At 67.6% G+C, this 12,131-nt stretch carries 7 protein-coding genes; 5 read left to right on the top strand and 2 right to left on the bottom strand.

Translation table 11 applies throughout. The features are described 5' to 3' along the window. Positions 1–14 precede the first annotated feature (14 nt). Together RTY13_RS05085 and RTY13_RS05080 are read left to right on the top strand one after the other, a co-directional pair. The gene (locus RTY13_RS05085; RefSeq protein ID WP_312781599.1) at positions 15–1,553 is read left to right on the top strand and encodes a response regulator; all 1,539 of its coding nucleotides are present in this window, start codon (positions 15–17) and stop codon (positions 1,551–1,553) included. Then, a complete protein-coding gene (locus RTY13_RS05080) occupies positions 1,436–3,274 on the top strand; it encodes an AmpG family muropeptide MFS transporter (protein ID WP_409450282.1) in 1,839 nt (612 codons plus the stop codon). Before RTY13_RS05085 ends, RTY13_RS05080 begins: the two co-directional genes overlap by 118 nt. Positions 3,275–3,335: 61 nt before the next feature. On the opposite strand, the gene RTY13_RS05075 is transcribed toward RTY13_RS05080, so the two are convergent. Both RTY13_RS05075 and dapF read right to left on the bottom strand, forming a co-directional pair. Beyond that, on the bottom strand, positions 3,336–5,615 hold the full coding sequence (locus RTY13_RS05075) for an NADP-dependent malic enzyme (RefSeq protein WP_312781595.1): 2,280 nt from the start codon (positions 5,613–5,615) through the stop codon (positions 3,336–3,338). A 95-nt stretch (positions 5,616–5,710) separates the two neighbouring features. Further along, positions 5,711–6,550, bottom strand: a complete 840-nt coding sequence (gene dapF, locus RTY13_RS05070) for a diaminopimelate epimerase (RefSeq protein WP_312781593.1) — start codon at positions 6,548–6,550, stop codon at positions 5,711–5,713. A 49-nt stretch (positions 6,551–6,599) separates the two neighbouring features. Between dapF and RTY13_RS05065 the strand changes: the two genes are divergently transcribed. The 3 genes from RTY13_RS05065 (at position 6,600) to RTY13_RS05055 (ending at position 12,060) form a co-directional block, all read left to right on the top strand. Continuing rightward, a complete protein-coding gene (locus tag RTY13_RS05065) occupies positions 6,600–7,403 on the top strand; it encodes an ion channel (protein WP_312781591.1) in 804 nt (267 codons plus the stop codon). A gap of 114 nt (positions 7,404–7,517) precedes the next feature. Continuing rightward, on the top strand, positions 7,518–9,692 hold the full coding sequence (locus RTY13_RS05060) for a prolyl oligopeptidase family serine peptidase (RefSeq protein ID WP_312781589.1): 2,175 nt from the start codon (positions 7,518–7,520) through the stop codon (positions 9,690–9,692). 145 nt (positions 9,693–9,837) lie between these two features. After that, positions 9,838–12,060, top strand: coding sequence for a prolyl oligopeptidase family serine peptidase (locus RTY13_RS05055; protein ID WP_312781587.1), 2,223 nt, complete (start codon positions 9,838–9,840; stop codon positions 12,058–12,060). Positions 12,061–12,131: the final 71 nt, after the last annotated feature.

Genomic DNA, 12,131 nt, shown 5'->3' with positions numbered 1-12,131 from the left:
TAAGGGTGGTCGCCATGGCCCATGCACGCAGAACGCACGCACCGATCGACATCACGCCCGCCGCGGAAACCGCCGCCCCAGAGCAGCAGTTCCTGCGGTTGATGAGCCATGAGATGCGCACGCCCCTGAACGGGGTGATCGGCATGCTGGGCCTGCTGTCGCGGACCAAGCTGGACGGCGCCCAGCGCGCCTATGCCGAGGCGGCGCAGAAGTCCGCCGAACACCTGCTGGGCCTGGTCAACGACCTGCTGGACTTCGCCCGGCTGGAGGCCGGGGCGCTGGAGTTCGATCCCGCCCCCGTCGATCTGGAAGGCCTGACGCGCGGGGTGGCCGAACTGCTCAGCCCCAAGGCCCACGACAAGGGGTTGGAGATCGTCTGGTCCGTCGCCGCCGATGCGCCCGATGTCATCGCTGATGAGGGCCGCCTGCGTCAGGTCCTGTTCAACCTGGCCGGCAATGCCGTGAAATTCACCGACCGGGGCGGTGTGCGTCTGACGGTCGAGCGCGCTGGCGGAACCGCCGCGCGTCCACGCCTGGCCTTCGTCGTCGACGACACCGGCCCCGGCGTGCCGGAAGAGGCGCGAGCCCGCATCTTCGACGAGTTCGGTCACGCCGACGCCTCCGACGCCGCCCGCTTCGACGGCGCCGGCCTGGGGCTGGCGGTGGTGCGGCGTCTGGCCCAGGCCATGGGCGGCAGCGTGACGGTGTCCGACCGACCCGACGGCCAGGGCGCCCGTTTCCGCTTCGAGGCTCCCTTCGCCGTAGCCCCCGACGCCGCGCCTCGCCCTCGTCCTCTGGACGGCGTGGCGGTGGCGGTGCGCAGCCCCGACCCCTTCGTGCGCCAGGCGGCGACGGCTCAGATCGAAGCTTCGGGCGGGCGCGTCGCGCGTCAGGCGGGCGTGACCCTGATCGACCACGCCATGGCCGAGGACGGCGCCCTGATGGTCAAGCCGTCGCAGGGCGAGGCCATCATCCTGCTGAAAGCCGGCGAACGCGATCTGATCGACCGCTACCGGGCGGCGGGCTTCCACGGCTATCTGATCAAGCCGCTGCGTCGCGCCTCGCTGGCCGAGCGCGTGCTGGCGGCGGCGGGTCGCCGCAAGGGCCTGGCGGCTCCCACGGCGCGCGCCCAGGATGACGATCGCGTCACGCCCGTCGCCTTCAAAGGGCTGCGCGTCCTGCTCGTCGAGGACAATCCGGTCGGCGCCCTTCTGGCCAAGACCCTGCTGCGCCGCGAGGGCTGCGTCGTCCAGACCGCCGCTGACGGTCACGAGGCCCTGCTGACGCTAAAGGAAGCCCGCTTCGACCTGATCTTCATGGACATGCGGATGCCGCGCATGGACGGCCCGGCGGCGGCGCGGGCGCTGCGGGCGCGGGGCGAGCGCACACCGATCGTGGCCCTGACCGCCAACGCCTTCGCCGAGGACCGCATTGCCTGTCTGGAGGCGGGCATGAACGACCATCTGACCAAGCCGCTGGAAGCCGACGCCCTGCGCGCCGCCCTGACCCGCTGGACGAACGTCGGCAACCGCGCCAAGGTCGGCGCCCAGTAACCACGACCGCCCGTTTCCGGCGGCGTCCGCCGGAGACCCGCATGACCGATACGAAGACGCCCGCTTCCGAGGTCGCGGCCCTGCAGCCGTCGCCGAAAGGTCTGGGCGTGCTGAAGGCGGCCTTCCGTGAGCGCCGCACCCTGGCCATGCTGCTGCTGGGCTTCTCCGCCGGTCTGCCCTTCGCCATGCTTTTCGGGACCCTGAACGCCTGGCTGTCGGACGCGGGCGTCTCGGTGGCCACCATCGGCGTCCTGTCCTGGGTGGGCCTGTTCGGGGCGTTCAAATTCCTGTGGTCGCCCTCGGTCAGCCTGACGCCGCCCATCATCGGGCGGATGGGACGGCGGCGGGCCTGGCTGATCCTGTGCCAGGTGGTTCTGGTCGGCGCCCTGTTGACCATCGCCCTGTCGCACCCCGGCACAGGCGCCATCGCCCTGCTGGCGGGCGCGGCCGCCCTGGGCGCCTTCGCCTCGGCGACCCAGGACATCGTCATCGACACCTGGCGGATCGAGGTCGCCGACCAGCGGGTTCCCGTCGACCTTCTGTCCACCGTCTATCAGCTGGGTTTCCGCACCGCGGCCCTGGTCGGCGGCGCGGGCGCCCTGGTCCTGGCCGATCATCTCGGATGGTCCTCGACCTTCGTCATCGGCGCGGGCCTCATGGGCCTGGGGTTGCTGGGCACTCTGATCGCGCCCGAGCCCAAGCCGGCGCCGAAACAGGCTATCGCCCGCGAGCGCATCGGCTCGCCTCGTCTGCGCATGACGGCTCTGGTCGTCACCCTGGCCGCCTGGGTCTGGGCCGCCTTCATGCTGATCCGCTTCATGGTCACGGCGCTGAGCGTCACCCCGGCGCCGAGCGCGGGCGAGTTCACCGCGACCTGGGGGCCGTGGATCGTCGGCGGGGCCGTCATCCTGCCCGCCCTGCTGGCCGGACTGATCGTCTGGCGCGGGGGCAAGACCGGACCAGTGCAGACGCAGAGCGACGCGCCTGCCTTCGCCAACACCCTTTATGACGCCATCCTGGCCCCTCTGGTCGAGCTGATGGGACGTCTGGGCTGGGGCGCGGTCATCGTTCTGGGCCTGATCCTGACCTATCGCATCACCGACGGGGTCTGGGGCCCGTTCGCCTTCCCCTTCTACATGGGCGACACAGGCGGAGCCCTGGGTCACACCAAGACCGAGATCGCCCTGGCGTCCAAAACCTTCGGCGTGGTCATGACCATCCTGGGCATCGGCCTGGGCGGCTGGGCGCTTCTGGTCATCGGCCGGATGGCCAGCCTGCTGCTGGGGGCGGTGCTGTCGGCGGCGACCAATCTGCTGATGATGGACCTGGCGCTCGGCGCGCCTTTCATCCACGGCTTCATGCAGGTCACCGGCCTCTACAAGCTTTTCGGCCTGTTCCACCTGGGCGAACCGATGGCGCGGCTGATGCTGGCCATCGCCGGCGAGAACATCGCCGGCGGTTTCGCGGGAGCCGCCTTCGTCGCCTATCTGTCGGCCCTGTCCAACAAGATGTTCGGCGCGGTCCAGTTCGCCGTCTTCACCTCTCTGGCCCTGCTGATCGGCACCCTGGGGCGCGGGGCCCTGGGCGAACTGATCGAGCGTCAGGGCTATGCCGCCATGTTCGTCATCGCCGCCTGGCTGGGGGTCATCGCCGTCGTCTTCTGCGCGGCCGAATGGGTGCGCCAGACGCTTGAGCTGCGCCGCCTGAAGCGGGCGACCTGAGGCCCAAACGCAAAGAGGCGGCCCGAAGGCCGCCTCTCGACGTTCCAGCGATGGAAAGCGCCTAGTCCTCGACCTCGGCGCCCTCGGCGTAGGCGGCGAAGGTGGCGGCGGTGATGATCTCGCTGACCGAGGCTCCCAGGGGCACGATCTGCACCGACTTCTCCAGACCGACCAGTAGCGGGCCGATCACCGTGGCGCCGCCCAGCGACTGCACCAGGCGGGTCGAGATGGCCGCCGAGTGGATGGCCGGCATGACCAGGACGTTGGCGTCGCCGGTCAGGCGCATGAAGGGATAGTTGGCCCGCGCCTCGGGGTTCAGGGCCAGCTCGGGCGGCATTTCGCCTTCGTATTCGAAGTCGACGTCCATGCTGTCGAGGATGCGAATGGCCTCGCGCACCTTCTCGCCGCGATCGCCGGGCGGATCGCCGAAGGTCGAGTAGCTGAGGAAGGCGACGCGCGGCTTGCGGCCCAGTTTCTTGACCGTGGCGGCGGCCTTGACGGCGATCTCGGCCAGTTCGGCGGCGTTGGGCAGCTCATGGATCGAGGTGTCGGCCACGAACAGGGTGCGGCCCTTGGCCAGCAGGATCGACAGACCGATCATGCGGTCCTTCACGTCCAGGACGCGGCGGACCTCTTTCAGGGCCATGTTGAAGTTGCGGGTCACGCCGGTGACCATGCAGTCGGCCTGGCCGCGCGCGATCATGGCGGCGCCGAAGTAGTTGCGGTCTTGGTTGATCATCCGCTGCACGTCGCGGCGCAGATAGCCCCGGCGCTGCAGGCGGTTGTAAAGCCATTCGACGTATTCGGCGTTCCGCTCCGAAACGCGGGCGTTCATCACCTCGATGCCCAGGTCGTCGAAATTCAGCCCCGCCTCGGCGGCGTTCTGACGGATCAGGTCCTCGCGACCGACCAGGATGGGCGTGCCCAGGTCGCCCTGTTTGAAGGCCCAGGCGGCGCGGATGACCGACTGCTCCTCGCCCTCGGCGAAGACGACGCGCTGCTTGGGTCCCGAGCGCACGGCCGAGGATATCTTCTGCATCAGGGCGGCGGAGGGATCGACCCGCTGACGCAGGGCGATACGATAGGCCTCCATGTCCTCGATCGGCTTGCGGGCCACGCCGGTGTCCATCGCCGTCTGGGCGATGAAGGGCGGGATGTACCAGATCAGACGCGGATCGAACGGGGTCGGGATGATGTATTCCGGGCCGAACTTCAGCTTGCGGCCGCGATAGGCGGCCGCGACCTCGTCCGGCACGTCCTCGCGGGCAAGCGCCGCCAGGGCGTGGGCGCAGGCGATCTTCATCTCGTGGTTGATCTGGCGCGCGCGCACGTCCAGGGCGCCGCGGAACAGATAGGGGAAGGCCAGGACGTTGTTGACCTGGTTCACATAGTCCGAGCGGCCGGTGGCGATGATGGCGTCCGAGCGCACCGACTTGACGTCTTCCGGGGTGATCTCCGGGTCGGGGTTGGCCATGGCGAAGATGATCGGATTGGGCGCCATGGAGGCGACCATTTCCTTGCTGATCGCGCCCTTGGCCGACAGACCCAGCACCACGTCGGCGCCGACCATGGCTTCGGCCAGGGTGCGCAGGGGCGTGTCGGTGGCGTGCGCCGCCTGCCATTGCGAGACGTTGTCCCGGCCCTTGTAGATGACGCCCTGACGGTCGCAGATGACGGTGTTCTCGGCCTTGACGCCGGCGGCCTTCATCAGGGCGATGGACGACAGGCCCGCGGCCCCGGCGCCCGACAGGACGACCTTGAGGTCTTCCAGCTTCTTGCCGACGATATGGGCCGCGTTGATCAGGCCGGCGGTCGAGATGATGGCCGTGCCGTGCTGGTCGTCATGGAAGACGGGAATGTCCAGCAGGTCCTGCAGCTGGGCCTCGATCTCGAAGCACTCCGGGGACTTGATGTCCTCCAGATTGATGCCGCCCCAGGTGTCGCCGATGTTCTTGACCACGGTGACGAACTCGTCCGGGTCGGTGGTCTTGACCTCGACGTCGAAGCTGTCGACGTCGGCGAAGCGCTTGAACAGGACCGACTTGCCTTCCATCACCGGCTTGGAGGCCATGTGGCCGAGGTTGCCCAGGCCCAGGATGGCGGTGCCGTTGGAGATGACGGCGACCATATTGCCCTTGGACGTATAGTCGTAGGCCTTGTCCACGTCCTCGGCGATGGCCAGGACCGGCACGGCCACGCCCGGCGAATAGGCCAGCGACAGGTCGCGCTGGGTCGCCATCGGCTTGGTCGGAGCCATGGAGATCTTGCCCGGGGTCGGCGCGCTGTGGAACTCCAGGGCGTCGTCGTCGGAGAAGGTCTGTTTATCGGTCAATTCGGGCATTTCGATCTCGGGAAGGGCAGGCGCCTCTCGTTCCTAGATCGTGGGACGGGTGGGGACAACCGTTGACGCAACGTCAGGCGGCGGATTGCTGAGCTTTATGACAAGAGCCCGGTGCGCTCGATCTCGACCGGACCGGTCATGAAGACATGGCCGGACGCCTCGTCCCAATCGATGGTCAGCTCGCCCCCGTCGACCACCACAGTCGCCTTGCGGTCGCTCATGCCGCGCCGCGCCGTGGCCACCAGGGCCGCGCAGGCGCCGGTGCCGCAGGCCAGGGTCAGACCCGCCCCGCGTTCCCATACCCGCAGCCGGATATGGTCGCGGTCGATGACCTTGGCGAAGCCGACGTTGACCCCCTCGGGGAAGAGCGGGTGATGCTCAACGAGCGAACCCGAGCCGCGCACGAAGGCGTCGTCCTGCTGATCGGTGAAGAAGACCACGTGGGGATTGCCCATCGAGACCGCGCCCGGCGTGTGCAGGACCGGAGCGTCGATCGGCCCGACCTGCAGCTCGATGCCGCGCGTGTCCATCTCCTCGGCGAGCGGCACCTGGGCCCAGTCGAGGCGCGGCGCGCCCATGTCGACGGTTACTTGATGATCGCCCGCCCGTCGCGCCGTCGTTGGCCCTCCCAGGGTGTCGATGACCACTTCTTCCTTGCCGGTGGCCTCCAGCAGCAGCCAGCCGACGCAGCGCAGGGCGTTGCCGCAGGTCTGCACCATCGAGCCGTCGGCGTTCCAAACCCGCATGAAGGCGTCCGCTGTCTCGGACGGTTCGATCCCGATCAACTGGTCGAAGCCGCCCAGACCCGCCGCCGGGGCGGCCAGGGCGCGCACCTGTTCCTCGGTCGGATGGAAGCCTTCCTCGAAGGCCTGGACGACGATGAAGGCGTTTCCGGCGCCGTTCATGCGGATGTAGGGGCGAGCAGTCTGGGTCATGTCCGCCTTCATATAGGATTTTTCGCCGGTTCATGTATCGCTGGCGACGATGGCGTCAGAGCACAGCGAAACCGGCAAATCCGAAGGTCTGCGGCTGAGGGCGCGGCTGCGCTACCTCTATCACGGCTCACAGCCGGCGGCGGTGAAGTTCCGCCTGATGGTCATCGTCATCGACCTGGCCATCATCGGCTTCTTCCTGGCCACGCCGATCCTCAAGGAGGCGGGCTGGGTCTTCTATGTGATGGACTATCTGATCGCCGCCGTCCTGGGGCTGGACCTAGCGGCGCGGGCCTATGCCTATTCCGACATCCGCGACTGGCTGAAACGGCCGATTGTCTGGGTCGATCTGTTCGTCCTGGCGACCCTGCTGTTCCCGGTCTGGCTGGCCAACCTCGGCTTCCTGAGGCTGCTGCGGCTGTGGAGCCTGCTGAACAGCGACCTCTTCTGGCGCACCATCGGCCGTCGCTTCGACGACACGCGGGTTGAGGAGATCACCCGGGCCCTGGCGGCCCTGATCACCTTCGTCTTCGTCGTGACCGGCTTCGTCTATGCCTATTTCCGGGGCAAGGCCGAGCACATCAACGGCTATCTGGACGCCCTCTATTTCACCGTGGCGACCCTGACGACGACGGGGTTCGGCGACATCACCCTGCCGGGCAACTGGGGCCGGGTCATCTCGATCATCGTCATGCTGGTGGGCATCACCCTCTTCATCCGCCTGGCCCAGACCCTGATCCGGCCGCACAAGGTCAAGTTTCCCTGCCCGACCTGCGGTCTTCAGAAGCACGACCCCGACGCCGTCCACTGCAAGGCCTGCGGTCAGATCCTGTGCATTCCGGACGAAGGCGACTGACGCCGGTCGCGCCGTCGCTGCGACGAAAGATGACAGGCTTGTAAGATTTCCACCGCTTGCCGCAGTCCTCGTGTCTCGCCAAGGTGCCGCCCAATTTCTGTTGGGGAATGAAACATGATCCGCACTCTGGCGTCCGCCGCCGCCCTTCTTCTCGCCGTCGGAGCCGCTCCCGTCGCCATGGCCCATTCGACCGACACGCCCGCCGCCGCCTCCACGCCGGGCTTCGCGACCAGCGACGCGACCGATCCCTACATCTGGCTGGAAGAGGTCGAGGGCGAGCGCGCCATGGCCTGGGTCAAGGCCCACAATGAGCATTCGCTCGGCACGCTGCAGGGCGACCCGCGCTACGAGAACCTGCACCAGCAGGCCCTGGACATCGTCCAATCGCGTGACCGCATCCCCTCGCCCGGCTTCACCCACGACGGCCATATCGACAACTTCTGGCAGGACGCGACCCATGTGCGCGGCATCTGGCGCCGCACGACGCTGGACAGCTACCGCACCGCGACGCCGACCTGGGAGACCATCCTCGACATCGACGCCCTGTCGGCCGCCGAGGGCGCCAACTGGGTCTACAAGGGCGCCAGCTGCCTGCCGCCCGAGGAACGCTACTGCCTCGTCTCCCTGTCGAACGGCGGCAAGGACGCGGTGACGATCCGCGAGTTCGACAGCGTCACGAAGACCTTCGTAGAGGGCGGCATCAGCCTGCCGGAATCCAAGGGCGGCGCCAGCTGGATCGACAAGGACACCCTGCTGATCTCGCGTGACTTCGGCGAAGGCTCGCTGACGGACTCGGGCTATCCGCGCACCGTGCGCCTGCTGAAGCGCGGCCAGAGCGTCGATCAGGCGGTCGAGGTCTTCGCCGGCCAGAAGACCGACGTCTCCGTCTCGGGCTACACCCTGCGCGACGCCGACGGCATGGTGCAGGCGGTCCTGCTGAATCGCGGCGTCAACTTCTATGAGAGCGAAACCTGGCGCCTGAACGCCGACGGCACGACGACGAAGCTGGAGTTGCCGCTCAAGGGCAACATCAACGCCCTGGTCGCGGGCCAGATGGTGGTGACGACAGATCAGGACTGGACCGCGCCCTCGGGTCAGGAATTCAAGACCGGCGACGTCATCGCCTGGAACCTGCAGGCCTGGCTGGCCGATCCGAAGACCCCGGCTCAACTGGTCATCCGCCCCGGCGAGCGCGAGGCGATCGAGGGTATCAGCGCCACCCGCAACACCCTGGTCGTGGCGCTTTATGAAAACGTGCGCGGTTCCGTTTATGTCTACCGTCCGAACCCGTCCGGCGAATGGGCGCGCACCCGTCTGGACCTGCCGCAGAACGTCACCGTCGGCGTTGGTTCGGCCTCGGAGCAGGACGACAAGATCTTCGTCAGCGTCGCCGGCTATCTGAACCCGTCCAGCCTCTATCTGGCCGACGCGGCGACGGGCGCGGTCGCTCTGACCAAGTCCCTGCCGGCCAAGTTCGACGCCACGGGCATGCGGGTGGATCAATTCGAGGCCCGCTCGGCCGACGGCACCATGATCCCCTATTTCGTCGTCCATAAGGACGCCATGGCCATGGATGGCTCGAACCCGACGCTGCTGTACGGCTACGGCGGCTTCCAGTCGTCGCTGCTGCCCGGCTACTCGCCAACGGTCGGCAAGCTGTGGCTGGAGCGCGGCGGCGTCTATGTCATCGCCAACACCCGCGGCGGCGGCGAGTTCGGACCCAAGTGGCACCAGGCGGCCCAGCAGGAAAACCGCCAGCGCGCCCACGAGGACTTCCAGGCCGTGGCCCAGGACCTGATCACGCGCGGGATCACCAGCCAGCCGCACCTCGGGATCATGGGCGGTTCGCAAGGCGGCCTCTTCATGGGGGCCATGCTGACTCAGCGCCCGGACCTGATCAATGCGGCCGTCATCCAGGTGCCCCTGTTCGACATGCTGCGCTTCCACAAGTTGCTGGCCGGCGCCTCCTGGATCGGGGAATACGGCAACCCGGACATCCCCGAGCAGCGCGCCTGGATCGAGGAGTACTCGCCCTATCAGCGTCTGGCGGCGGGTCAGCCCTACCCCGAGGTCTTCATCCACACCTCGACCAAGGACGACCGCGTCCACCCCGGCCACGCCCGCAAGGCGGCGGCGCGGATGGAGGCGCTGGGCTACCCGGTCCTCTTCTATGAAAACACAGACGGCGGCCACGCGGCCGGCGCCAACCTGCGCGAAACGGCCCGCCGCATCGCGCTGGAATACACCTATCTGACGCGCCGCCTGATGGACGAGCCGGCGAAGCAATAACCCCCTGCCCGTTCATCCCCGCGGAAGCGGGGACCCAGGTTTGAGCCCCGCGCTCAGACCTGGGACATGAGCGAAAACTTTGACGGCGGCTTATCAGGCCAAATCACTGGGTCCCCGCCTCCGCGGGGATGAGCGGAGTAAAGTCATGAAAACCTTGTTTCTTAGCGTCGCCCTGCCCGCGCTGATGTTGGCTGCGGCGCCCGCTTTGGCCGAGGGTTCTGCGGCCGCCCCGGCCGTGAGCGCCGCCGCTGCGACCAATCCGCCGCCGCACTTCCCGCGCGATCTGTCGCCCGAGGGGGTCAAGGCCGCCGATGATCATCTGGCGCTGGAAGAGGTGGACGGGGCGGAGGCCCGGGCCTTCGTCGCCGCCTCGAATGAAAAGGCCCTGTCGGCCCTGACCGGCGACCGTCGCTACGAATCCTTCCGCCAGCAGGCCGAGGCCATCCTGACGGCGACCGACCGCATTCCCGGCGTCAGCTTCCTGGGCGAGGGTCTGGGCAATTTCTGGCAGGACGCCGCCAATCCCAAGGGGGTCTGGCGCCGCACGACCCTGGCCTCCTATCGCACCGCCCAGCCGCAGTGGGAGACCCTGCTGGACATCGACGCCCTGGCCAAGGCCGAGGGCCGCGACTGGGTGTTCAAGGGCGCCAACTGCCTGGCCCCGGACGAGACCCGCTGCCTGATCAACCTGTCGGACGGCGGCAAGGACGCCGTCGTCGTGCGCGAGTTCGACCTGACCACCAAGCGGTTCGTCGATGGCGGCTTTGTCATCCCCGAAGGCAAGCACCGCCTGACCTGGCTGGACCGCGACACCCTGCTGATCGCCACCGACTTCGGCCCCGGCACGATGACCGAGTCAGGCTATCCCTTCATCGTCAAATCCCTGAAGCGCGGCCACCCGCTGGCCCACGCAACCGAGGTCTATCGCGGCCAGCAGTCCGACGGCGGCTACGGCGTCTCGCCCATGGTCTTCCGCGACAAGGCCGGGGCGGTCGAGGCCGTCCTGTTCAGCCGCCCGCTGGACACCTTCCGCTCGGAGACGTGGCGGTTCGTGGATGGTCGGACCTATAAGCTCCGCATTCCTGAACGTGTCAGCATTTACGGCATGCTGGACGGGAAGCTGGTGTTCACGCCCGAAGAAGCTTTCAGTCGGGATGTTCTGGGATATGGCGGCGGTCCGGCGGGCGCCTTGATGGTGATGGCGCTGGACAGTCTGCATGACCGTCCCGACGGTTCGCGTCCCGGTCCTAGCCATTTTGCAAGCCAAGCTTTTGTTCCGAGTCCCCGCCAGTCTATCGCCGATGTGGCAGTTTTGTCGGACAGGCTGGTTGTAGCGATCAACGACAACGTCAGCGGTCGTCTTTCGGTCCTCACTCCTCAAGGAGAGTTCCCCTGGACCGCGACCGACATCGCCGTGCCCGCCAACAGCGCCGTGGGTCTGGGCGACAGCTCCAAGTCCAAGGGCCAGGTCTTCGTCTCGACCCAGGGCTTCTTGACGCCGCCGACGCTCAGCCTGGCCGACGTCTCGACCGGTGCCCTGACCGAGCTGAAATCGGCGCCGGCCAAGTTCGACGGCTCGACCCATGTGGTCGAGCAGTTCGAGGCGATCTCGACCGACGGGACGAAAATTCCCTACTTCGTCACCCGGCCTAAGGATCTGGCGATGGACGGGAACGGCCCGACCATCCTGTTCGGTTACGGCGGCTTCCAGGCCAGCTTCCCGCCCGCCTACAAGCCTGAGATGGGCAAGCTGTGGCTCGAGAACGGCGGCGTCTTCGTCCAGGCCAATATTCGCGGCGGCGGCGAGTTCGGTCCCGGCTGGCACCAGGCGGCCCTGCGTGAAAACCGCCAGCGCGCCTTCGACGACTTCGCCGCTGTGGCCCGCGATCTGGAGCAGCGCAGGATCACCAGCCCGCGCCACCTGGGCATCTATGGCCGCTCCAACGGCGGGGTGCTGACGTCGGTTTCGATCACCCAGCATCCGGAGCTTTTCAACGCGGCGGTGATCGAAAGCCCGCTGATCGACATGCTGCGCTATCAGGACCTGCCCGCCGGCGCCTCGTGGATCGGCGAATACGGCGACCCGCGCATCCCCGGCGACGCCGAGTTCATCGCCCGCTACTCGGCCTATCAGCAGCTGCGCCCCGAGACGAAATACCCGCGCGTCTATATCACCACCAATACGCGCGACGATCGGGTCCATCCCGGCCACGCCCGCAAGTTCGCCGCGCGTCTGGGCGATCAGGGTCACGACCACCTCTATTTTGAGGATACCGCCGGCGGTCACTCCAACGACGCCGACCCGGTCGCCAACGCCCGGCGCTGGGCGCGGCATTACGTCTATCTCAGCCAGCAACTGATGGACTGAACCGGCGCCTCATCCCGGAAGCGGCATCGGGCAGCCAGGGGGCGATAGGCCAATGAATGGGTGAGCCTCTT

The organism is Brevundimonas sp. (assembly GCF_032055285.1).
Classification (GTDB): domain Bacteria; phylum Pseudomonadota; class Alphaproteobacteria; order Caulobacterales; family Caulobacteraceae; genus Brevundimonas.
This window is presented reverse-complemented; position numbering and strand designations above follow the sequence as displayed.